The 23,478-nt window shown below is 66.0% G+C and carries 20 protein-coding genes; 13 read left to right on the forward strand and 7 right to left on the reverse strand.

Features of this window, described 5'->3' with window-relative positions:
• Positions 1-35: 35 nt before the first annotated feature.
• Positions 36-1,637, reverse strand: coding sequence for a phosphoenolpyruvate carboxykinase (locus SPYCW_RS14210; protein ID WP_120218324.1), 1,602 nt, complete (start codon positions 1,635-1,637; stop codon positions 36-38).
• Between the two features lie 245 nt (positions 1,638-1,882).
• Here SPYCW_RS14210 and SPYCW_RS14215 point away from each other — a divergent pair, with 245 nt between their 5' ends.
• From SPYCW_RS14215 to SPYCW_RS14250, 8 genes are all read left to right on the forward strand, one after another.
• Positions 1,883-2,593, forward strand: coding sequence for a response regulator transcription factor (locus SPYCW_RS14215; protein WP_120218325.1), 711 nt, complete (start codon positions 1,883-1,885; stop codon positions 2,591-2,593).
• The gene (locus SPYCW_RS14220; protein WP_443029446.1) at positions 2,559-4,190 is read left to right on the forward strand and encodes an ATP-binding protein; all 1,632 of its coding nucleotides are present in this window, start codon (positions 2,559-2,561) and stop codon (positions 4,188-4,190) included. Before SPYCW_RS14215 ends, SPYCW_RS14220 begins: the two co-directional genes overlap by 35 nt.
• 81 nt (positions 4,191-4,271) lie before the next feature.
• On the forward strand, positions 4,272-4,718 hold the full coding sequence (locus SPYCW_RS14225; protein ID WP_120217330.1) for an HPr kinase/phosphorylase: 447 nt from the start codon (positions 4,272-4,274) through the stop codon (positions 4,716-4,718).
• Complete coding sequence (gene rapZ, locus SPYCW_RS14230) at positions 4,715-5,653, forward strand: RNase adapter RapZ (RefSeq protein ID WP_120217331.1); 939 nt, start codon at positions 4,715-4,717, stop codon at positions 5,651-5,653. Before SPYCW_RS14225 ends, rapZ begins: the two co-directional genes overlap by 4 nt.
• Positions 5,654-5,691: 38 nt before the next feature.
• Positions 5,692-6,096, forward strand: a complete 405-nt coding sequence (locus tag SPYCW_RS14235; protein ID WP_120218326.1) for a PTS sugar transporter subunit IIA — start codon at positions 5,692-5,694, stop codon at positions 6,094-6,096.
• Positions 6,093-6,371, forward strand: a complete 279-nt coding sequence (locus SPYCW_RS14240) for an HPr family phosphocarrier protein (RefSeq protein ID WP_120217332.1) — start codon at positions 6,093-6,095, stop codon at positions 6,369-6,371. The genes SPYCW_RS14235 and SPYCW_RS14240 overlap by 4 nt, the downstream gene beginning before the upstream one ends.
• Before the next feature lie 4 nt (positions 6,372-6,375).
• Positions 6,376-7,188 carry a TrmH family RNA methyltransferase gene (locus tag SPYCW_RS14245; protein WP_120217333.1) on the forward strand — a complete coding sequence of 271 codons (813 nt, stop codon included), beginning with the start codon at positions 6,376-6,378 and terminating at the stop codon, positions 7,186-7,188.
• A gap of 178 nt (positions 7,189-7,366) precedes the next feature.
• Positions 7,367-8,074, forward strand: a complete 708-nt coding sequence (locus SPYCW_RS14250) for an META domain-containing protein (RefSeq protein WP_120217334.1) — start codon at positions 7,367-7,369, stop codon at positions 8,072-8,074.
• Positions 8,075-8,181: 107 nt separating this feature from the next.
• Here SPYCW_RS14250 and rmuC read toward each other — a convergent pair whose 3' ends face one another.
• The 5 genes from rmuC to SPYCW_RS14275 all read right to left on the reverse strand — a co-directional run bounded on the left by rmuC (position 8,182) and on the right by SPYCW_RS14275 (position 11,731).
• On the reverse strand, positions 8,182-9,540 hold the full coding sequence (gene rmuC, locus SPYCW_RS14255) for a DNA recombination protein RmuC (RefSeq protein WP_120217335.1): 1,359 nt from the start codon (positions 9,538-9,540) through the stop codon (positions 8,182-8,184).
• A 52-nt stretch (positions 9,541-9,592) separates the two neighbouring features.
• Entirely contained in the window at positions 9,593-10,036 is a 444-nt protein-coding gene (locus tag SPYCW_RS14260; RefSeq protein ID WP_120217336.1) for a PH domain-containing protein, read from the reverse strand.
• Between the two features lie 15 nt (positions 10,037-10,051).
• Complete coding sequence (locus SPYCW_RS14265; protein WP_120217337.1) at positions 10,052-10,624, reverse strand: hypothetical protein; 573 nt, start codon at positions 10,622-10,624, stop codon at positions 10,052-10,054.
• On the reverse strand, positions 10,621-11,097 hold the full coding sequence (locus SPYCW_RS14270) for a vgr related protein (protein ID WP_120217338.1): 477 nt from the start codon (positions 11,095-11,097) through the stop codon (positions 10,621-10,623). The genes SPYCW_RS14265 and SPYCW_RS14270 overlap by 4 nt, the downstream gene beginning before the upstream one ends.
• 109 nt (positions 11,098-11,206) lie before the next feature.
• The gene (locus SPYCW_RS14275) at positions 11,207-11,731 is read right to left on the reverse strand and encodes a copper chaperone PCu(A)C (protein ID WP_120217339.1); all 525 of its coding nucleotides are present in this window, start codon (positions 11,729-11,731) and stop codon (positions 11,207-11,209) included.
• Positions 11,732-11,884: 153 nt separating this feature from the next.
• Here SPYCW_RS14275 and dnaK point away from each other — a divergent pair, with 153 nt between their 5' ends.
• Together dnaK and dnaJ are read left to right on the forward strand one after the other, a co-directional pair.
• The gene (gene dnaK / locus SPYCW_RS14280) at positions 11,885-13,789 is read left to right on the forward strand and encodes a molecular chaperone DnaK (protein ID WP_120217340.1); all 1,905 of its coding nucleotides are present in this window, start codon (positions 11,885-11,887) and stop codon (positions 13,787-13,789) included.
• Between the two features lie 138 nt (positions 13,790-13,927).
• The gene (gene dnaJ / locus SPYCW_RS14285) at positions 13,928-15,046 is read left to right on the forward strand and encodes a molecular chaperone DnaJ (protein ID WP_120217341.1); all 1,119 of its coding nucleotides are present in this window, start codon (positions 13,928-13,930) and stop codon (positions 15,044-15,046) included.
• 101 nt (positions 15,047-15,147) lie between these two features.
• Here dnaJ and SPYCW_RS14290 read toward each other — a convergent pair whose 3' ends face one another.
• A complete protein-coding gene (locus SPYCW_RS14290) occupies positions 15,148-17,451 on the reverse strand; it encodes a patatin-like protein (RefSeq protein ID WP_120217342.1) in 2,304 nt (767 codons plus the stop codon).
• Between the two features lie 331 nt (positions 17,452-17,782).
• Here SPYCW_RS14290 and SPYCW_RS14295 point away from each other — a divergent pair, with 331 nt between their 5' ends.
• The 3 genes from SPYCW_RS14295 (at position 17,783) to SPYCW_RS14305 (ending at position 23,450) form a co-directional block, all read left to right on the forward strand.
• On the forward strand, positions 17,783-19,972 hold the full coding sequence (locus SPYCW_RS14295) for a TonB-dependent receptor (protein WP_120217343.1): 2,190 nt from the start codon (positions 17,783-17,785) through the stop codon (positions 19,970-19,972).
• Positions 19,973-19,974: 2 nt separating this feature from the next.
• Complete coding sequence (locus SPYCW_RS14300) at positions 19,975-21,063, forward strand: PepSY-associated TM helix domain-containing protein (RefSeq protein WP_120218327.1); 1,089 nt, start codon at positions 19,975-19,977, stop codon at positions 21,061-21,063.
• Positions 21,064-21,281: 218 nt separating this feature from the next.
• Positions 21,282-23,450, forward strand: a complete 2,169-nt coding sequence (locus SPYCW_RS14305) for a primosomal protein N' (protein WP_120217344.1) — start codon at positions 21,282-21,284, stop codon at positions 23,448-23,450.
• The last annotated feature ends 28 nt before the right edge of the window (positions 23,451-23,478 follow it).

A 23,478-nucleotide genomic window follows, 5' to 3' on the forward strand; every position in this document is an offset into this window, starting at 1 on the left:
CGGGTGAAGTGCCACCCGGAAGCGATCCGGGCAAATTATGCTGCGACGGCTGCCTGCGGAGCTGCCTGGCGGACGCCTTCGTCGACATGCTCGGCAAATTGCGCGAAATTGTCGATGAACTGGCCGACGAGCGTTTGCGCGGTGCGGTCATAGGCGGCCTTGTCGGCCCATGCCTCACGCGGATCGAGCAGCGCGCTGTCAACGCCCGGAACCGCGACCGGAACCATGAAGCCGAAGTTCGGGTCCTTGCGGAATTCGGCGTCGTTGAGGCTGCCGTCGAGCGCCGCGTTGAGCAAGGCGCGCGTCGCCTTGATCGGCATGCGCTTGATGCCGTCCATCGTTGCCATGCCGCCGGTCCAGCCGGTGTTGACGAGCCAGCACTGGACGCCGCCCTTGGCGATGCGTTCCTTCAGCAGATTGCCGTACACCGAGGGATGGCGGGGCATGAAGGGCGCGCCGAAACAGGTCGAGAAGGTCGCCTCGGGCTCGGTCACGCCGATTTCGGTCCCCGCAACGCGCGCGGTATAGCCCGACAGGAAATGATACATTGCCTGATCGGGCGTCAGCTTCGCAATTGGGGGCAGCACGCCATAAGCATCGGCGGTGAGCATGATGATATTCTGCGGCACCGGACCCATATTTTTTTCCGACGTGTTCGGAATGAAGTCGATCGGGTACGAACCGCGGCTGTTCTCGGCGAGGCTCGCGTCATCGAAATCGAGTTCGCGGGTCACCGGGTCCATCACGACATTTTCGAGCACGGTGCCGAAACGCTTGGTCGTCGCGAAAATCTCGGGCTCGGCCTCGGGCGACAGGCGGATCATCTTGGCGTAGCAGCCGCCCTCGAAATTGAAGACCGCAGTGTCCGACCAGCCATGCTCGTCGTCGCCGATCAGCGTGCGCGACGCGTCAGCCGACAAGGTGGTCTTGCCGGTACCGCTGAGGCCGAAGAACACGGCAGTGTCGCCGTTCGGGCCCAAGTTCGCCGAACAATGCATCGGCATCACGCCCTTCACGGGGAGCAGATAGTTGAGGATGCCGAACACCGACTTCTTCATTTCGCCCGCATATTGCGTACCGCCGATCAGGATCAGCTTTTCGGTGAAGTTGACCGCAATGACCGTTTCGGTGCGCGAACCATGCTTCGCCGGATCGGCGCGGAAGCTCGGCAGGTCAATGATCGTATATTCGGCAGCGAACGACGCCAGTTCCTCAGTCGTCGGGCGGCAGAGAAGCGTCCGGATGAACTGGCTGTGCCAGGCGAATTCGGTGACGACCTGGACGCCGACGCGGTGTTCGCGCTGCGAACCGCCGAACAACTGCTGGCGATAGAGGCGCGGACGTTCGGCGAGGTGCGCGAAGAAATCGGCCTTCAATGCGGCGAAATGGTCGGGGGTCATCGCCACGTTGGTCTTGCCCCACCAGATGGTGTCGCGCGTCTTGTCGTCCTGGACGATGAACTTGTCCTTGGCGCTGCGGCCGGTGTGCTTGCCGGTCGCGACGACGAGCGGGCCATCCTTCGCGAGCAGGCCTTCGCCATGCCGGACGGCATCCTCGATCAGCGCCGAGGTACCCCAGTTTTCGGCCACTTCGGCCTGGGTTTCGACGGTGTCGCTGCCGATCACAACCTTGGTCATTTCACTCGCCTTTCCTTCGCCCGCGGCCCCTTCGCATAGGTATGCAAAACATGCCATGCGAAAGCGATTGGGCCCGCATGAACATGGGGTGCCGACGGGTCGTCGATTCCGAAATTCCGGTCGCGTTAGCGAGGATGGGCCGGGAGGTCAAAAGATTAAAGGGTGAATCGGTGCCGAACCGTGCGCGGTTGTCGCTCGGCGATGGATCGGCTAGTCCGTCGGCGGTCCCGCCCAACGGAAAGAGCATGACGGCAACCATCGCGCTGGTCGACGACGACCGCAACATCCTGCAATCCCTGTCGATCGCGCTGCAGGCCGAGGGGTTTGTGACGCGCGTCTATTCGGACGGCGAGGCGGCGCTGAAGCCGCTGATCGACAATCCGCCCGATCTTGCGGTGTTCGACATCAAGATGCCGCGCATGGACGGGCTGGAACTCCTGCGGCGGCTGCGCGAGAAAAGCCAGCTACCCGTCATTTTCCTGACCAGCAAGGACGACGAGATCGACGAAGCGCTGGGGCTGGCGATGGGCGCCGACGATTACATCGCCAAGCCCTTTTCCCAGCGGCTGGTGATCGCGCGCATCCGCGCCATATTGCGCCGCGTGGCGGTCAACCAGAATGCCGCCGCCGAGGACGACGAGCCCGTCGCCGAGCCGATCACCCGCGGACGGCTGAGCATGGATCCGGCGCGTCACAAGGTCGCGTGGGACGGCAAGGATGTCACGCTGACCGTCACCGAATTCCTGATCCTGGAAACGCTGGCCAGCCGCCCCGGCATCGTGCGCAGCCGCAACCAGCTGATGGACGCCGCCTATCAGGACGATGTCTATATCGACGATCGCACGATCGACAGCCACATCAAGCGCCTGCGCCGCAAGTTCCGCGAGGTCGATCCCGAATTCGACGGGATCGCGACGCTCTATGGCGCGGGATACCGCTTTGCCGACGATGGCTGAGCCGCTGAAGCCCGACGCGAGCATCGCCGAGCAGGAGGAATCGCCGCTCGTCTGGTCGGCGCGCTGGTCGCTGACGACGCGCATCCTGGCGGTCAACATCCTCGCGGTCGCGCTGCTGGCGGGGGGATTCTATTATCTCGATACCTATCGCAGCCGCCTCGTCGATACGCGGATCGAGGTGATGAAGGATCAGCTCGCGATGCTCGACCGCGCGCTCGAAGCGGCCCGGCCCGACCAGCGCGCAACGCTGATCGACGAATTTGCCGCCGCGACCGAATCGCGACTGCGCTTTTACGGCGCCGACGGGCGACGGATTTCGGACAGCTTCGAAACCGGCCCCGCCACCTACACCTTGCGCGACCCCAATTTGCAGGCGTGGCAGCGCGACGCCGCGCGCGCGATGGATCGCGGTATCGACTGGATCGTCGGCGCGCCTTCCTATCCCGATTTCCAGGAACCGGCGGTCGATCGCGCCGCGGCGTGGCCCGAGGTGATCGAGGCGCAGCGCAGCGGGCAGGCCGCCAGCCGCTTCCGCTACGCCCCCGAACGCACCCCGTTGCTGAGCGCCGCCAGCGTCGTCGATCTGGAAGCGCCGCAGACGGTGCTGATGACGCTGAACGCGCGCGACATCACCCGCACCGTGCGCGCCGAACGCTTCCGGCTGGCGATCGTCGTCGCGGTCGTGCTGATGACGTCGGTGCTGTTGTCGCTGTTCCTTGCGCGCACCATCGTCCGCCCGCTGCGGCGGCTGGCGCGCGCCGCGGTGCGCGTCCGGCTGGGACGCGCGCGCGAGGTCGTCGTGCCGCGCCTGCCGAGCCGCCGCGACGAGATCGGCACGCTGGCGCGCGCACTCAGCGATATGACGCAGGCTTTGCGCCAGCGCATCGACGCCGGCGAACATTTTGCCGCCGATGTGACGCACGAGCTGAAAAACCCCATCGCGTCGGTGCGCTCGGCGATCGAGGGGCTGGGCCGCGTCAAGGACGATGCGCAGCGCGCGCAACTGCTCGCCATCGCCGACGAGGATGTCCGGCGGCTCGACCGGCTGGTCAGCGACATCAGCGAGGCGAGCCGCGTCGATGCGCAATTGTCGCGCACATTGTTCGAGCCGATCGACGTCGGCATGATGATCGAATCGATGCTCGCCGCGCGCACGGCGCGGATCGATGCCGATACGCCGCACCCGCGCCTTGCCTTCGCCCGCCCCCGCAAGGGGACGACGCTGGTGATGGGCGACGGCCACCGGCTCGAACGCGCGATCGACAATGTCATCGACAATGCGATCAGTTTCTCGCCCCCCACCGGGCTGGTGTGCATCGCGGCAACGCGGCTGGGCGACGAGGTGCATATCCGCGTCGACGACGACGGCCCGGGCATCGATCCCGACCAGCGTGAGGCCATTTTCCGCCGTTTCCATAGCGAACGCCCCGCCGGCGAGGCCTTTGGCCGCCACAGCGGGCTGGGGCTGGCGATCGCGCGCACGATCATCGAGGGGCATAGCGGCACGATCAACGCCAAGGACCGCGACGATGGCAAGCCCGGCGGCAGCCTGCTGATGACCCTGCCCGCGAGCGAGGGGGGAGCGGCCGCCGGCTAAATATCCTCCCGATGGCTGCGCCACAGGGAGGATCGGTTTGCCGCCTTGCGGCCCCGCTTCGTCGCCGGTAAGCCTTGACCGATGCTGCCCAGCCGGACCCGACCCGATATCGTCAATATCCATGCGAGCTGCGTCGCCGCGGGCAGCCGCGGCATTTTACTGCTCGGCCTGTCGGGACAGGGCAAGTCGGACTTGGCGCTGCGGCTGATCGATCGCGGCGCGCGGCTGGTCGCCGACGACCGCTGCGACATCTGGTTCGAGCGCGATCGCCTGTGGTGTCGCCCGCCCGCGGAACTGGCCGGCAAGCTGGAAGTTCGCGGGCTGGGCATCGTCGAAAAGGCGTGGGTTGCGCCGGTCCCGCTGGCGATGGCGGTGCGGCTGGCCGATCGGTACGAGCGCATGCCGCCCGAGCGTGCGGTCGAACGGATCGCCGGGCACGACTTGCCCTCGCTCACCCTGTCGGCGTTTGAAGCATCGGCGCCGATCAAGGTCCTGTTGGCGCTCGACCGGCTGGCGAGCGGGGCGTGAAGGACGCTCCCGAACCGCGGCTGCTCCTCGTCACCGGCCTGTCGGGCGCGGGCAAATCGACGGTGCTCAAGGTGCTTGAGGATCTGGGCTGGGAGGTGGTCGACAATCTGCCGCTCGCGCTGCTCGAAACCTTGATCGACGCGCCGGTCAAACGCAGCGAGGCGGGGCGCCCGCTGGCGGTCGGCATCGACAGCCGCAGCCGGGGCTTTCGCCCTGCGCTGCTCGTCCAGCGGATCAAGGCGCTGCGCGAAGTCGGCGGACGCGACGTCCAGACCTTGTTCCTCGACTGCGCCGGCGCCGAGCTCGAACGGCGTTTTTCGGAAACGCGCCGCCGCCACCCGATGGCCGAGGATCGCCCCGCCGCCGACGGCATCGCGCGCGAACGCGAGATGATGGAGCCGCTGCGTCGCTGGGCCGAGCATGTCATCGACACCACCAATTACAGCAGCAACGACCTGCAGCAGGAGGTCCGCCAGCGTTTTGGCGACGCCAGCGATAACGAGCCAGTGCTCAACATCCTGAGCTTCGGATTCGCGCGCGGGCTGCCGCGCAACGCCGATCTGGTGTTCGACATGCGCTATCTGCGCAACCCGCATTGGGACGCGAAATTGAAGCCCGGCACCGGCCTCGACCCCGACGTCGCCGCCTATGTGATCGCCGACCCCGCCTATGACGACAGTCTGGCGCAGATCGAAAGGCTGATCCTGACCTTGCTGCCGCGCTACCGCGCCGAAGGGAAAAGCTATGTCACCATCGCTTTCGGCTGCACCGGGGGCCGCCACCGGTCGGTCCATGTCGCCGCGCGTGTTGCCCAAACGCTACGCGCGTCCGGATATGAGCCAGTGCTGACCCACCGCAACCTTGACTCTGCCCCGCAAGATGGGCTTGAGGGCAAGCCCCCGCCTGCGGCCACCGCCGTCGGCGGAAGAACATAAGGGTCTCGCATTTCATGCCCACCGATAAAGCCTTGCCGCTGCTGGGAATGGTCCTTGTCACCCACGGTCGTCTGGCCGAGGAAATGGTTCGCGCGATGGAGCATGTCGTCGGGCCGCAACGCGCGGTCGCGACCGTGTGCATTGGTCCCAACGACAATATGGAGATGCGCCGCCGCGAAATCGCCGACGCGATTCGCGACGTCGACGAAGGCCGCGGCGTCGTCATGCTGACCGACCTGTTCGGCGGCACCCCGTCGAACCTCGCGATCAGCCTGCTCGAATCGGGGCGCACCGAAGTGATCGCCGGGGTCAATTTGCCGATGCTGATCCGTCTGGAAAGCGCGCGCAAGTCGATGGAACTGCGCGCCGCGGTGATCGCCGCCAAGGAAGCCGGACAGAAATATATTTCGGTCGCCTCTGAAATGCTGGGGGTCGGCCTGTGACCGCGGTGTCCGAAACCGTCGAAATCACCAACCAGCGCGGGCTCCACGCGCGCGCCAGCGCCAAATTCGTCACCTTCGTCAGCCGCCTCCCCGAAACCGTGTCGGTCGAGGTCGAAAAGGGCGGATCGCGCGTCAACGGAACGTCGATCATGGGGTTGATGATGCTGGGCGCCGCGAAAGGCGACTCGATCACCATCCACACCAGCGGCGATGGTGCCGACGCCGCGCTGCTGAAACTGGTCGGGCTGGTCAAGGACAGCTTCGGCGAGGATTGACCGGATGACCGGTCGCCGCACCACCATCGAAAGCCTGTCCAACCCGCTGATCAAGCGGATGCGGCTCTTGCGCGAGAAACGTCATCGCCGCGCCGAGGCGCTGTTTCTGGCCGAAGGCCTGCGGATCGCGACCGAAGCGCGCGAGGCGGGGGTGCTGCCGCTGTGGCTGTTTCTGGGGCCCGAGGGCGACGTACACCCGCTGGCCGCGGCGCTGATCGCCGCGACGCTGGCCGCCGGCGGCGAAGTCATCGACACCACCCCCGCGATCCTGTCCAAACTGTCGGGCAAGGACAATCCGCAGACCGTCGTCGGCATCTATGCCGAACCCAAAACGACCCTCGCCGACATTGACCGCAACGCCGCGCCGATCTGGCTCGTCGCCGAGCGGCTCCGCGACCCGGGCAATCTCGGCACGATGCTGCGCACCGGCGATGCGGTGGGCGCAGGCGGCCTGATCCTGCTGGACGAATCAACCGATCCCTATGCGGTCGAGGCGGTACGCGCGAGCATGGGGGCCATCTTTACACAAAAGCTGGTGCAGGCGCGCTGGGACGAATTCCTGCCCTGGCTGCGCAGCGGGCCGGGGCAGCTGGTCGCAACCTGGCTGGGCGACGACACGCAGGATTATCAGGCGGTGCGCTATGCCGCGCCGACCTTCATCCTGACCGGCAATGAATCACAGGGGATGCCGTCCGCCTATGCCGACGCCGCCGATGTCCGCGTCAAAATGCCGATGCTGGGCAAGGCCGACAGCCTGAACGCCGCGGTCGCGACCGCCGTGATGGCGTATGAGGTGCTGAACCAGCGGCGGAAATAGTGGCGTTCAGCAGAGCGCAATTCGCTTTCGCTTAGAGGGCCGATCCATAGTAGCTTCGTCACCCTGAACTTGTTTCAGGGTCCATGGCCGGACTCTCGCGCTTCGACGCCGCGCCGGACGAGAACCCGGGCCGTGGATGCTGAAACAAGTTCAGCATGACGAGATGAGGAGACGGTTTATGATGCGATACGTTCACCTGCTCGCCCTTCCCGCGCTCGCTGCATGCGTCCCCGCCGCCGATGCACCGCCGCAGAGCCCCGGCGAGGCGCCAACCGCTTATATGGCGCTCGGTACCGAGCCCGGCTGGACGCTCGAGATCACCCCGGACCGGCTCAACTATGACGGCGACTATGGCGCGACGAAGATCATGGTGCCGAACCCCGGCGCCAAACCGTCGCTGAACGGGCGTACCTATGTCAGCGATCGGCTGTCGGTGGTGATCAAGACCGCCCCGTGCAGCGACGGGATGAGCGACCGCCGCTACGCCGACAGGGTGCGCCTGGTCGCCGACGGCAAGACGCTGAACGGTTGCGGCGGAGCGATCTTGCCGCCCGAGACGCTGGCGGGATCGAACTGGACCTTTGTGTCGATCGGCGGCGTCGCGGTGGCGGCGGACCGCCCGACCTCGCTGCAGTTCGACGGCACGCGGCTGAGCGGCAGCGCGGGATGCAACCGCTTTTCGGGCGGCTATAGCGCGGTCGACGGCACGCTGACCGCCGGGCCGCTGATGGCGACCAAAATGGCTTGCCCCGGCGCCGGAATGACGCAGGAATCGGCGTTCTTCAAACTGATGGCGGCGCCGGTCAGCCTGACCTTCGGCGAAGACGGGACGCTGATCTTGACGGGGAGCGCGGGGCAGACGGCGGTGTTGAAGCGGGTGATCTGACGCCGCCTCAATGTTCCGTTCGTGTCGAGCGAAGTCGAGACACGTGAAGTCAAGCGCGACCTCAGCGTGTCTCGACTTCGCTCGACACGAACGGGTTTATGGGGTCGCTACTCCCCTGCGTCGTTCACCGCCGCCGGGGCCACCGCCGCCAGCTTGGCGAGCGGGCGCGCTGCCTGTTCGACGACCGGCAGCACCGCAATCTCCTTGTCGCCTGTTTCGATGTCGAGCGCCTCGAACCGCTTCGCCTGCGTCAGCACCTGCGATTCGAAGCTGCCGACAAAGGCGTTGTATGCTCCCGTTGCCTGGTCGAGATTGCGTCCCACCTTGGCGATATGCGCGCCCATCACCGACATGCGCGCATAGAGCTCCTTGCCCAGCGCCGCGATCTCGCGCGCCTGATTGGCGAGCTTTTCCTGCCGCCACACCGCCGCGACGGTGCGCGCGATCGCGATCAGGTTGGTCGGAGTCGCAAGCAGCACCTTGCGCTCGAACGCATAGTCCCACAGGCCCGCGTCCTGATCGAGCGCCGCGGCGAGAAAATGTTCGCCGGGGACGAACATCACGACAAAATCGGGGGTGTCGTCGAACTGGTTCCAATAGGCCTTGGCGCCGAGCGTGTTGACATGCGCCTTCATCGCGGCAGCATGCGCGGCGAGATGCAATGCCTTCTCGCCCTCCTCGACCGCGCCGAACGCGTCCTGATAGGCATTGAGCGACACCTTGGCATCGATCACCAGGCTCTGCCCGCCCGGCACCTTCACCACGACATCGGGGCGCAGCCGTCCGCCCTCCCCGTCGGCCACGCTGACCTCGGTCTGGAAATCGGCATGTTCGGACAGGCCACAGCTTTCGAGCACGTTCTTGAGCTGCTGTTCGCCCCAGCGCCCGCGCGCCTTGGGCGCGTTGCGCAGCGCGTTGACCAGCTTCGCCGCCTCGCTCGACACGCGCTCGGTCCCCTCTCGCATCGCCGTGATCTGGCCGTGGAGCAGACCAAAGGCGTCGCGCCGTTCAGCTTCGACCTTGCCGACCGCCTCCTCATATTTCTGCAGCCGCTCGTGGACGGGGTTCAGCAGCGCCTTCAAATTTTGCCCTGCGGTCGCTTCGCTTTCCTTGAAGCGTGCCTCGGCGCGGTCGAGGAAAGCCTTTTGCGCCCCATCGAGCATCGCCTGCCCCACCTCGCGAAATTGCGCGGTGAGCGCCGCCTGCGCGTCCTTGAGCTGCGCGATCTGCGCGTCATGCGCCGCATCGCGCGCGCGCTGTTCGCTGAGCAGCGCCGCGAGCTGGATGTCGGCGGCCTTGCGCGCCTCCGCTTCGGCGGCGAGATCGGTCACCGCGGCCTTGAACCGTTCCGAAAGCCCGTCGCGCTCGGCCTTGAGCGCACCCGCCTGCCGCCCCGCGAACAACCAGCCGATCAGGCTGCCGATGGCGAGGGCAACAAGGGCGACAACAAGCGAGCTTCCATCCATAGGCGGAACATAGGACGAACGATGCCCTTCTGGCTAGCCGCTAATTACCCGGTCAGAGCATATCGCTCGACACATCGAGTTCGCGCACCCGGCGCTTCTGGCGCGCCGCATCGACCAGCCCGCGCAGCGCCTCGCGCCGTTCGGCGGCACGCTCGATATACGGCATGACCAGCGAGCCGCCGCGCGTCGTCTCGTCGCTCGAATCGATGCCGATCGTCCCGATCCCCGCCCATTGGTTGATCAGCGTGAAATCCATCCGCACGTCCTTGACGCGGTAAAGCTCGATCTCGTCGATGCTTTTGACAAAAATGCCCTTGCGCAGAATCAGCCGGTCTTCGGTCAGCTCATAGGTGACGTCGAGAAAACGGACCCACTGGATCAGCACGATGACCAATCCCACCCCGACCAGGCAGAGCAGGAGCGTCAGCCAACCAAGCAGCGTGCCGCGCAGCCAGCCCCAGGTCGAGGAGCGGAAGCGGTCGAGAACTTCAGGCATGGGCGTCTCCTTCGGTCAAAGCAGATAGATGACGACATAGCGCGCGATCAGCGCCGCGAGAATGGCGATGCTCCAGCGGCGGTCCTTCACCCACATCGCGGCGACCATCAACGCGACGAGGACGATCGTCATGGCCCACGCGATCGGGCGCGACAGGGTCGCGGCAAGGCCCGGCTGCGACAGGTAAAAGCCAAGCTGGGCGCAGAGCAGTACCAGCAGCAGGCCGAGGATGATCCGCCGCACGCGAAAATAATGGACGTCGAGGTTGGCGAAGCCTTCGGGATGCGACGGGAACACCAGCCGCGCCGCAAGGAAATAGACGGCGGCAAAGGCTGCGACCGCCATCAGCACCGTGTTCGACACCGTCAGGCTGCCGCGCGCGGTCCACGCCGCGCTCCAGAAGGACAGAAGGTCGAGCATCACGAAAATCGCGAGCAGCGGGGTCAGCCAGCCGATCGCAAACGCCTCGCGCTCGGCCTCAGCCGCAAAACGGACCTCGAGCGCGCGGCCTAGCCCGCCAAGCAGCTCGACCATCGAAAGGCCAAGGAGCAGGCTGTAGAGCGCGAAAATAAACTCGAAATCGCTCATGCCGCACCCCATGCCTCGGGCAGGATCGCGCGATAGGCCTCGATCCCCGGCGCGCCGCCGACGACCACGCCCTGCATCAGCAGCCAGTAATGGCGGACGATCTCCGCCTGTTGTTCCAGTCCGTAGCGTTCGAGCAGCCAGCCGGGCTTGAGGGTGTAGCTGTACGTCGCGAACGGGTGACGCATCAGCACCAGATACCAGCGCCCGCGCGTCTGCGCCTGCCACACATGCACCATTTCGTGGATGAACAGCCCTTTGAGACGCTGCGAGGTAGCACTGAAATCATCGCAATAGAGCTCGCCATGCGGGTTGAAATGCAGGCTGCCCATCGGCGCCATGACGACGCCGCGCGGCTGGAAGAATATCCATTTGTGATGGCAGATGCGGACGTCGGCGTAACGGATCGCGTCGCCGAACACGGTGCGGGCGAGTGCAATTTCGCCAGCTGTCAGCGGACGCGACGGACGCGGCATCACCCTGCCGTCATTGCGAACGAAGCGAAGCAATCCAGGGGCGGTTTACGCCGCTCTGGATTGCCGCGTCGCTGCGCTCCTCGCAATGACGGGGTGCGGGAAGCCACGCTTATTTCTTCGCGTCCGCCGCCTTGTCCTCGCCATGCCCCATCGCATCATGGTCCATCGCTGCTTCGCCCCCGGCCGCGCCCTCGGCGGGCTTGATCACCATGTCGAAGAGGATGCGCTCATTGTTATTGTTGGTGAACACGAACGCCATCGGCAGCTTGCCCGCGCGCACCGCGGCGCCATTGATGCCCCAGATCATCAGATGCTTGCCGCCCTGCTTGAACACCAGCTCGCCCTTGGCCGGGACGTCCGCGCGCGCCAGCGGTTTCATCGTCATCATCCCGTTTTCGCGCACGCTTTCGTGCATTTCGACGCGCTGGGCGAGGTCGGCGGTGACCGCGACCAGCTGGACCGGCTGCGGACCGCCTTCGATGCGGAAATAGCCCACCGCGGGGCGATCGTCGGTGGCGCCCATCACGATATGACCGCTTACGACATTGAGCGGCTGCCCCTTGCCCAGATTTTCGCCGCAGCCAGTCAGGGTGAGCGCCGTGGCGGCAATGGCGGCAATTGCGAAAGCTTTCATTTTGCGAGGACTCCGTGACGGTGCATGAATTCGCATCCCCGATAAGCCTTCAAAGCCCTTGTGCCAAGGAGAAGCGCACCTATATCGCGCCCAGAACCCCATGTCCGGCGTGCCTTTTCAGGGCGCCGCAGAAGCAACAAGGACGAGTAACAAATGGCCAAAGTGATCGGGATCGACCTCGGCACCACGAACAGCTGCGTCGCGGTGATGGAAGGCGGCAAGCCCAAGGTTATCGAAAATGTCGAAGGCACGCGCACGACCCCGTCGATCGTCGCCTTTGCCAAGGATGGCGAGCGCCTGATCGGCCAGCCGGCGAAGCGCCAGGCGGTCACCAACCCCGAAAACACCATCTTTGCGGTGAAGCGCCTGATCGGCCGCCGCTTCGACGATCCGATGACCAAGAAGGACATGGAACTCGTCCCCTACACCATTACCAAGGGCTCGAACGGCGACGCGTGGGTCAAGGCGGGCGGCGAGGATTATTCGCCGTCGCAGATCAGCGCCTTCATCCTGCAGAAGATGAAGGAAACCGCCGAAGCGTATCTAGGCGAAAAGGTCGAGCAGGCGGTGATCACCGTTCCCGCTTACTTCAACGACGCCCAGCGCCAGGCGACCAAGGACGCCGGCAAGATCGCCGGCCTCGAAGTGCTGCGCATCATCAACGAGCCGACCGCGGCCGCGCTCGCCTATGGCCTCGACAAGACCGAGAACAAGACGATCGCGGTCTATGACCTTGGCGGCGGCACCTTCGACATCTCGATCCTCGAGGTTGGCGACGGCGTGTTCGAGGTGAAGTCGACCAACGGCGACACCTTCCTCGGCGGCGAGGATTTCGACTCGAAGATCGTCGAATATCTCGCCGACGGCTTCAAGAAGGACGAAGGCATTGACCTTCGCGGCGACAAGCTCGCGCTCCAGCGGCTGAAGGAAGCCGCCGAAAAGGCGAAGATCGAACTGTCGTCGGCCGCGACGACCGAGGTCAACCTGCCCTTCATCACCGCCGACGCCAACGGGCCGAAGCACCTCGTCAAGACGATCACCCGCGCCGACCTCGAAAAGCTGGTCGAGGAGTTGGTCAAGCGCACGCTCGAACCCTGCAAGAAGGCGATCAAGGACGCCGGCGTCAGCGCCAAGGACATCGACGAAGTCGTGCTGGTCGGCGGCATGACCCGCATGCCGCGCGTCCGCGAAGTCGTGAAGGATTTCTTTGGCAAGGAACCGCACACCGGCGTGAACCCCGACGAAGTCGTCGCGATCGGCGCCGCGATCCAGGCGGGCGTGCTGCAGGGCGACGTCAAGGACGTGCTGCTGCTCGACGTCACCCCGCTGTCGCTGGGCATCGAAACGCTGGGCGGCATCATGACCAAGATGATCGACCGCAACACGACGATCCCGACCAAGAAGTCGCAGGTCTATTCGACGGCTGACGACAATCAGTCGGCGGTGACGATCCGCGTGTTCCAGGGCGAGCGCGAAATGGCGCAGGACAACAAGATGCTGGGTCAGTTCGACCTCGTTGGCATTCCGCCCGCCCCGCGCGGCGTGCCGCAGATCGAGGTGACGTTCGACATCGACGCCAATGGCATCGTGTCGGTCCACGCCAAGGACAAGGGCACCGGCAAGGAACAGCAGATCAAGATCCAGGCCTCGGGCGGGCTCAGCGACGCCGACATCGACCAGATGGTCAAGGACGCCGAGCAGTTCGCCGAAGAGGACAAGGCACGCCGCGAGGCAGCCGAGGCGAAAAACAACGCCGAAAGCCTGGTCCACTCGACCGAACGCCAGATCGCCGAACATGGCGACAAGGTCGACGCGGGCCTCAAGTCCGAGATCGAAGCTGCGATCGCCGAAACCAAGGCCGCGATCGAAGGCGGCGATGCCGCCGCGATGACGGAGAAGGCCGGCGCGCTGGCGCAGGTCGCGATGAAGCTTGGTCAGGCGATCTACGAGAAGGAACAGCAGGCGGCGGCTTCGCCCGACGCCGACGCTGGCGAGAAGAAGGCCGACGAAGATGTCGTCGACGCCGAATTCTCCGAAGTCGAAGACGACAAGAAGTAAGGGGCTATCCCCTCATGCCGTTCGTGCTGAACTTGTCGAAGCACCGTTCTTCCCTCTTCCGCCGCGAAGAAGAAGAACGGCCCTTCGACGGGTTCAGGGCGAACGGATTTGAGGGGCAAGGCTAGGGGCCGATCGATTATGTCTCTCGACATCGATTATTACGAACTGCTCGAATGCGATCGCACCGCCGACGAGGCGACGCTGAAATCGAGCTACCGCAAGCTGGCGATGAAATTTCACCCCGACAAGAATCCGGGGTGCAAGGACAGCGAGGCGCGCTTCAAGGCGATCAGCGAGGCCTATGACTGCCTGCGCGATCCGCAAAAACGGGCCGCCTATGACCGGTTCGGCAAGACCGGCGGTCCCAACGGTTTCGGCGGCGGCAACGCCGATTTTGGCGACATCGGCGATATTTTCGAATCGATCTTTGGCTCGGCATTCGGTGGCGGGCGCCAGCAACGCGGCCCGGCGCGCGGCGCCGACCTGCGCTATGACATGGAAATCCGACTGGAGGATGCCTTCACTGGGATCAGCCGCGAAATTCAGGTCGACGTCGCGGCGCGCTGCGACAGCTGCGACGGATCGGGCGCCAAGCCCGGCACGACGACCAACCGCTGCGGCACCTGCGGCGGTCATGGCAAGGTGCGCGCGCAGCAGGGTTTCTTCATGGTCGAGCGCACCTGTCCCGCCTGTCAGGGCGCGGGCGAGGTCATCGCCGACCCCTGTAACAGCTGCCATGGCGAGGGCCGGGTCGACCGCCGCAAGACGCTGACCGTCAACATCCCCGCCGGGGTCGACGAAGGCACGCGCATCCGCCTGTCGGGTGAGGGCGAGAGCGGCGCGCGCGGCGCAGCACCCGGCGACCTTTACATCTTCCTCCACATGGCGCGGCACAAGCTGTTCGAGCGCGAAGGCACGACCTTGTTCACCCGCGCCCCGATCAGCTTCACCACGGCGGCGCTGGGCGGCGAGATCAGCATTCCCGGGCTCGACGGCACCAAGCACGACATCCACATCCCCGCGGGCATCCAGTCGGGCAAGCAGTTGCGCCAGCGCGGCGCGGGCATGCCCGTGCTCAACGGCCGTGGCCACGGCGATCTGGTGGTGCAGGTCGATGTCGAAACCCCGACCAAGCTGACCGCGCGGCAAAAGGAATTGCTCGCCGAGTTTCGCGAGACCGAAACCGGCGACGAATGTCCGGCGAGCCAAGGCTTTTTCGGGCGAATCAAGGATATGTGGGACGATCTGACGGATTAGGATGTCCGTCGCCCCCGCGAAGGCGGGGACCGCAATCGCTTTACGCAGCGACAAAGGAAAAGGCTGACAGCGGCCCCCGCCTTCGCGGGGGCGACGGTTGCCTATCCAATCTCTTCGCGCAATTCCGCAATCAGCGCCGCGACCTTGGGCAACCGCGCCTCTTCCTCATCCAATATCGCATGGAACGCCCGGCGCTTCAGCGCCTTCAGTTCCTCCGCCGACAGCCCTTTCTCGCCGCCGACGCTGCTCGCGACGATGTCGATCAGCCGGTCGGCGCCGTGCAGGCGCCCCCATAGATAATCATTCTCGCGGTACGCGCGACTGAAGAAGGCGCCGAAGCTGTTGAATTCGATCCCTTTCAGCATCGCCGCCGCACCGCCGGTGCGGATCGCGGTCGCGTCCGACGGCGAGATGCGGTCGATCTTGATCGGGTCATATTCGTCGAAGCCCTCGCCCTGGAGCAGCGGCAAGGTCGCGATGTCGTAAAAGGGATAGCCAAGATAGGCGAGCAGCAGCGTGCGCCGGTCGTCTTTCGGCATCGCCGCCAGCCCCGCCGCAATCAGCCCGTCGGCCTGCGCGTCGATCGTGGTCAGGTCGCGCCGCGCCGCGACCGCGTCGATCCAGTCGCCCGGCCCGGCATCGGCCGGCAGGTCGAGCCCCGCCAGCCAAGCATCGCCCTGACGGTCGAGATAAAGGCCGAGCGCGGTAAAGATTGCGGCGCGCATATCCTCGCACACCGGGTCGCGGCCGTCGCGCGTCGCCTCGACCGCGGTGTCGAGTTCGCGCGCCAGAAAGCGCAGGCGGCGGATGCGGAAGCCCAGATCATGGGTGCGAAAAAAGGCGATCGCGTCGCCGCTGGCGCCCGCACCGCGTTTGCCCGAAATCCGGTCGAGCCCGCGCGCCCGCGCCTCGTCCCACAAAGCCATGCGCCGCTTCGCCTGATGCACCGCACCCTCGGGCGGGAGCAGCCGGTCGATCAGGCTCGCCAGCTCCTCGATCACCGCCGACAATTTCAGATGACCATAGGGCGCAAAAGCGAACCCCGCGCGCGCCGCGGCCTGGTCCTGCGCCTTCGCCCGCCATTTTTCGAGCCGCGCCACCGTCGGCGTGTCGAGGAAGAAGGTGCTGCCGAACAGCGCCGCGACCTGTTCCTCGACCTCGACCTTCATCGCGTCGACGATATGCTGCATCCGCCGGATGCGGCGCGACATGCCCTCGATCGCTTCGACATTTTCGCGGATCGGCTGTTCGCGCGGGATTTCGGACAGCGCGCCGAGGATCGTCGGCAGAAAGCCGGGGAGCCGCGCCTCCTCGGTTACCGCGAGTTTGCCGAAACTGATCGACCGGTAATCGGGCTTGGGATCGATATAGACAAAACGCCGGTCGATCTCGCGCCGCGCCGGGCGCTGCCTCAGCGCCGCGATTGCGGGACGGAAAGGCGCATTGGCGAGTACCGATCCGTCGATCAGCACCCGATCGGCAGGATCGCCCTCGCCGGTCGAGGGCAATTGGGTGCGGATGAAATCGTCGCGGTTCGGCCAGTCGATTTCACGTTTGGCGAGCACCCGGTCAAGCTCGCGCAGGGTGAAGGGCGGGAAGGCGCCCGGAAAACTGGCGGTCGCGCGCGCGGCGGCGGTAAGCCCCGGCACATCGTCGAGCCGCGCGCCAGTGCGATCATCCTCGCGAAAATGGAGCATCAGCCGGTGCTCATCCTCGCTCACCCGCGCCGGGCTGTTGAGCGCCAACGGCACGCTATGCCCGGCAAAGTCGGTGACCGACACGAACAGGTCGACCGGCTGGCCGTTCGGCACCAGCACAGGCCCGCGCGGCCCCTGTTCCATCGCATCGAAGGCGTCGAGCAGCAGGTTGGAAAACGTCTCGCCGCCGAACGGCGGTTCAAACCAGCGCGCGCGCACAAAGCGCGACAACTTGGCGCGCACTTCATCCTGCGCGGCCGCGCCGACCGTGCGGTCGATCGCATTGCCGCGCCTTTTCATCATCCAGCCGGCGATAGGCACCGCCCAGAATTTGGTCGCCGCCGACAGCGGCCGCGCGTCGGGATCGATCAGCTTGTCGACGTCGGCGCTGCCCAGCCACAGGTCGGTGAGCGGGTCGAGCGATTGCCCGGTCGCGAGCGCGCGCGCGAGGAAAATGCCGTTGATCCCGCCCGCACTCGCCCCCGCGACAATATCGGCAAGCACGCGCAGGCGGACGTTGCTGCGCGCCGCAAGATCGGCGAGCAGATCGGCATAGACCGCGCCTGACCCCGATGATGCGGTGCCGTCATGAAACGCCCGCGACGCCGCGGCGAGGCGCCACACTTCCTTCGTGATACCGTGCATATAGACGGCAAGGCTGATGCCGCCGTAGCAAATCAGGGCGAAGCGCAGTTCCTTTTCCCGCATGGGTTGGGGTGTAGCGCGGTTTGCAGTGTGGCGTCATCCCTCAGGATTCTGGATGCGTAATTGAGGGTACGCGGCGAACTTGCCCGATCCTCTCTGCCGCGAAGCGGTGGGGAGGGGGAACGCTTGCGAAGCAAGGGGTGGAGGGGCCGCGACGTTGGCGCCATTGCCCCTCCGTCAGCGCTTCACGCTGCCACCTCCCCATGGCTGCGCCACAGGGAGGATCATCGACCGGAAACGAAACGCCTTTGCGCTTCATCTACGGAACAGAGCCGAGAATAGTCTTGCATCTGCAAATCCTTCGCATTAGCGGCGCTCCAAACAGGAGTTAAGAATGATTCGCAAATTGCTCGTCGCTGCATTGGCTTCCACCGCGCTGACTGCCCCGGCGCTGGCGGAGGAGGCCGCCGACGCCGCCACCAGCGACGACACGATTATCGTCACCGCCGCCCGCACCATCCTGCCGCCGAGCGCGCTGCCGCTGACCATCGACGTGATCGACAAGGAAGCGCTCGACCAGCAGATCGCGATGTCGGGATCGGTCACCGACGCGGTCGCCAACCTGACCCCCAGCTTTTCGCCGACGCGCCAGAAACTGTCGGGCGCCGGCGAGACGCTGCGCGGCCGTTCGCCGCTCTATGCGATCAACGGCATCCCGCAATCGACCCCGCTCCGCGACGGCAGCCGCGATGGTTTTACCATCGACGGCTTTTTCGTCGATCGGGTCGAGCTGATCTATGGCTCGAACGCGTTGCAGGGGATCGGCGGCACCGGCGGTATCGTCAACCAGGTCACCGTCGGCGCGCCGAGCGAAGAAGGCCTGTCGGGCCGCGCGCTGGTGCAGGGCACCGCCGACAATGATTTTTCCAAGGCCGGAATGGGCGGCAAGCTCGCGGGGCTGATCCAGTACAAGGCGGGCGCGTTCGACGCCACCGTCGGCGCCGCCTATGAAATCCGCGGCGTATTCTCGGACGCCAAGGGCCGTCCGATCGGGCTCAACCTGACGCAGGGCGAAACGCAGGATTCCAAGGCGCTCTCGCTGTTCGGGCGCTTTGGCTATGAACTGTCGCCCAGCGCGCGGATCGACCTGATCGCCAGCCGCTTCGAATTGAAGGGCGACGGCGATTATGTCGCGACCCCCGGCAACCGCGCGCTCGGCCTGCCCACCAGCGCGGTGCGCGGCAACCCGCCGGGCAAGTCGGCGCAGAACCGCACCGAAAGCATTGCCCTGAGCCTGACCGACAGCGACCTTGGCGGTGGCAATTTCGTCAGCCAGATCTTTTTCAACCGCAGCCGCGACACCTTCGGCGGCGAAGTCGCGACGCAGGCGACCTTTCAGGACGTCCGCATCGCGCCGATCGGCACCTTGTTCGACCAGTCGCAGAACCGCAGCCGCAAGTTCGGCGGCAAGCTGAGCTATGAGCGCGGCATTCCCGGATTCGAAGATCTGACGCTGACGCTGGGTTTCGACGCGCTGTGGGACACCACCGAACAGCGACTCATCGCGACGGGGCGCACCTGGGTTCCGCCGACCGATTTCCGCAGCCTCGCGCCCTTTGCGCAGGCGAACCTCAAATTGTTCGACGGGCTGATCCGCGTCGCGGGCGGCGCTCGATATGAAAATGTGAAGATCAAGATCGACGATTACACGACGCTGGCGACGACGACGACGCCACGCGGCGGGGTGTCGGTCGCGGGCGGGTCGCCGACCTTTGACGACATACTGATCAACGGCGGCATCATCATCGAACCGATCGACGGCATCCGCGCCTATGCGAGCTATGCCGAGGGTTTCACGGTTCCCGATGTCGGCCGCATCACCCGGTCGATCGGCACCGCCGGGGTCGACATCGACAATTTTCTCGACATCTCGCCGGTCGTTTCGAACAACCGCGAGATCGGGTTCGAGGTCAAGCGCGGCCCGCTCGACGCCAGCGCCTCCTATTTCTGGTCGTCGAGCGACAAGGGGCAGTTGCTGATTGCGCGGCCCGACCGCATTTTCGACGTCCAGCGGCTGCGCGTCGAGATCCAGGGGCTGGAACTCAATCTCGGCGTCCAGACCCCGATCGACGGGCTCAAGCTCAACATCGGCTATGCGCATCTGATCGGCCGGTTCGACAGCGACGCGGTGCCCGACGGCATCGTCGACAGCGATCTCGACGGGTCGAACATCTCGCCCGACCGCCTAAACCTCGCGGCCAGCTATGCCAGCGGCCCGTTTTCGGCGCGCATCCAGACGCAGGTCTATTTCAAGCGCCGCTTCGACAGCAAGGCGCGCGCCGCCGACGATGCCAACCCGCTGCGCCCGCTGAAGCTTAGCGACAATGATTTCGGCGGCTACACGCTGACCGACGCCAATGTCCGTTACCAGACCGGCATCGGCGGGATCAGCCTGTCGGTACAAAATCTCTTCAACAAGCAATATATCGACTATTCGAGCGACACGCGGCTGCCGACCGACCAGCTGTCCTATTTCGCCGGGCGCGGGCGGACCTTCACGCTGGGGTGGGATTACCGGTTCTGATGATGAAGCTGCTCGACACGCTGCACCGCTGGACCGGGGGGCTGATCGGCCTCGTCCTCGCGCTGCTCGGCCTGTCGGGGGCGATCCTGGTCCATAAGGAAGAGTGGATCGGCCTGCCGCACGCGCGCGACGCGCAGGTCACCGACCTCGCGACGGTCGCGGCGACGACCGAGAAACTGATGGCGATGCCCGGCGATCCGCAGGGAATCATCTATGCCAGCCAGCGCCTCGGCCTGCACCAGCTGCGCTTCGACGAGGGCGCCGGACTCTATGCCAGCCAGTCGGGCGAGGTCGTGGCGCGCTGGGCCAGCCAGTGGGAGCGCCCCGAAATCTGGCTGTTCGATTTCCACCACCATCTGTTCACTGGCGACGCGGGCGAATGGGTGATCGGGATCGCGGGGCTTGCCGGATTGTTCTTCGTCATCTCGGGGGCGATCCTGTGGTGGCGCACCCGCAAGACGTTCAAGCTGCGGCTGTGGCCGAAACGGATGACCCGCCCGGCGATCGTCACGCAGCACCGCGATCTGGGCGTCGTCGTCGCGCCATTGCTGCTGCTGTCGGTGGTCACCGGGACGATGATGATCTTTCGCCCCTTTGCGATGGGCGTGGTCGCGCCGTTCGGCCCGGTCGCAGAAACCGCGAAAGCGCTCGAGCCGCCGAAATACAAGAGCGGCCCGCTGGCCGCCGATCCCGACTGGACCGCGATGCTGACCAGCGCACGGGCGCGCTTTCCGGATGCCGAATTCCGTATCCTCAGCCTGCCCCGCAAACCCGGCGACCCGATCAGCCTGCGGATGAAACAGTCGGCCGAATGGCTACCGAACGGGCGCTCGACCCTGTGGTTCGATGCCGAAACGGGCAAATTGCTCGGGTCGCGCGATGCGCTGGCGATGCCCGCCGGGGCGCAGGCGTTCAACATGGCGTATCCCCTGCACGCGGCGAAGGTCGGCGGACTGCCCTATCGTCTCTTGATGACCGTATCGGGGATTGTGCTGGCGTTGCTCGGCAGTCTGACGGTGTGGACCTTCTGGTTCCGGCGACCGAAGCCCGCGAAGCGGGTGGTGAAGACGGCGGCGCTGGCTTCGGCATAACGACAAACAAGCGTCTGCTTTGGGGTGGGAAGCGGACGTTCCGACTGACCGTCGCCCCCGCGAAGGCGGGGGCCGCTAGCTGCCTATCCCTGCGTCGCTGGGTAAACCGACAGCGGCCCCCGCCTGCGCTGGGGCGACGGCTAGTTTCGGTCGCTAGCGGCCATCGCGAACCTCCGCGCTTTCCTATTTTACCCGCCGCCCTATATCCTCCCCAACCCATGACCCGCGCCCGCGTCCTCCTCCTCACCGCCGCCCTCGGCCCGCTCGACTATCGCGTGCCGCAGGGCAGCGAAGCGCCGCTCGGCAGCGTCGTCATCGCCCCGCTGGGGCCGCGGCGGATGGGCGGGGTGGTGTGGGAGGACGAAAGCTTTGGCGCGCCCGAGGCGGTCGGCGACAATCGCCTGCGCAATCTTTACGAGGTCGTCGCCGTTCCCCCGATCGCCGCGCCGCTGCGCCGTCTGGTCGAATGGACCAGCGACTATTATCTCAGCCCCCCGGGATCGGTGCTGCGCATGGTGCTGCCCGGGGTCGCCTTTGCCGACGCCAAGCGCCCTATCGTCGAATATCGCGCCACCGGCGAATTGCCCGCCCGCATGACCCCGCAGCGCACCGTCGCCATCGAAAAGATCGGCGACCGGCAAGGCATGGTGCGCGAACTCGCCGCGCTCGCCGAGGTCAGCGAGGCGGTGATCCGCGGCCTCGTCAACACCGGCGCGCTCGAAGCGGTCACCGTGTCGGCCGACGCGCCTTACCCCGAACCCGATCCCGCCTTCGCGCCGCCCGACCTGTCGAACGAACAGGCCGCCGCCGCCGCGCAGCTCCGTGACGCGGTCACCGCCGCGAAGTTTGAAACCTTGCTGCTCGACGGGGTCACCGGGTCGGGCAAGACCGAAGTCTATATGGAGGCGATCGCCGCCGCGATCGACGCGGGCAAGCAAGCGCTCGTCCTGCTCCCCGAAATCGCGCTCACCGAACCGATGCTGACGCGTTTTGCCGCGCGCTTCGGCTGCGAGCCGGTGGCGTGGCACTCGGGGCTGCGCTCCACCGAGCGCCGCCGTGCCTGGCACGCGATCGCCAGCGGTGAGGCAAGGATCGTCGTCGGTGCGCGCTCGGCGCTGTTCCTGCCTTATGCCCGGCTCGGCGTCATCGTCGTCGACGAGGCGCACGAGACGAGCTTTAAGCAGGAGGACGGCGTCCATTATCACGCCCGCGACGTCGCGGTCATGCGCGGGCATTTCGAGGGGCTGCCGGTCATCCTCGCCAGCGCGACGCCGGCGCTCGAAAGCCTCGCGATGGTCGAGGCGGGGCGGTACCGCCATATCCAGCTGCCCGCGCGCTTCGGCGGCGCCACCCTGCCCGACCTCGCGGCAATCGACATGCGGCAAGACCCGCCCGACCGCGGCCGCTGGCTCGCCCCGCCGCTCGTCGACGCGCTCGCCGACCGCTTGGCCAAGGGCGAGCAAAGCCTGCTGTTCCTCAACCGTCGCGGCTTCGCGCCGCTGACCCTCTGCCGCACCTGCGGCCATCGCATCCAGTGCCCCAATTGCACCGCGTGGATGGTCGAGCACCGCCTCGTCCACCGGCTCGCCTGCCACCATTGCGGCCATGTGATGCCGCCGCCGCCGCTCTGCCCCGAATGCGAGGATGAGGACAGCCTGGTCGCCTGCGGCCCCGGCGTCGAGCGCGTCGCCGACGAGATCGCGCTGCGCTTTCCCGAAGCCCGTACCGCCATCGTCACCAGCGACACCCTCTGGTCGCCCGCGAAAGCCGCCGAGTTCGTCGACAATGTCGAGGGCGGGCTGGTCGACATCATCATCGGTACCCAGCTCGTCACCAAGGGCTATCATTTCCCAAACCTCACGCTTGTCGGCGTCGTCGATGCCGACCTCGGGCTCGATGGCGGCGATTTGCGTGCGTCCGAGCGCACCTTTCAGCAGATCGCGCAGGTCGCGGGGCGCGCGGGGCGCGGGGTGAAGCCCGGCGAGGTGCTGATCCAGACCCGCGTCCCCGACGCGCCGGTGATGGCCGCGCTCGTCGCCAACGACCGCGACGGTTTCTATTCCGCCGAAGCCGCGGCGCGCAAACAGGCGGGAGCGCCGCCCTATGGCCGCTTCGCCGCGCTCGTCATTTCGTCCGAAGAGCTCGAGGTCGCGCGCGGCGTCGCCAAGCGGCTCGGCGACAAGGCGCCGGTCGCCGAAGGCCTCGCCGTCTATGGCCCCGCCCCCGCCCCGCTCGCGATGCTGCGCGGCCGCCACCGCTTCCGCCTCTTGCTCCACGCTCCGCGCAGTTTCGACCTGCAAGGCACGATCCGCGACTGGGTGAACAGCATCGACTGGCCGTCCAAGGCGCGGCTCGCGATCGACATCGACCCCTATAGTTTCGTCTGACCGCACAAGGCTTTACAGTCGGCGACCG

Origin of the sequence: Sphingopyxis sp. EG6 (assembly GCF_003609815.1) — a bacterium.
Taxonomy (GTDB): Bacteria; Pseudomonadota; Alphaproteobacteria; order Sphingomonadales; family Sphingomonadaceae; genus Sphingopyxis.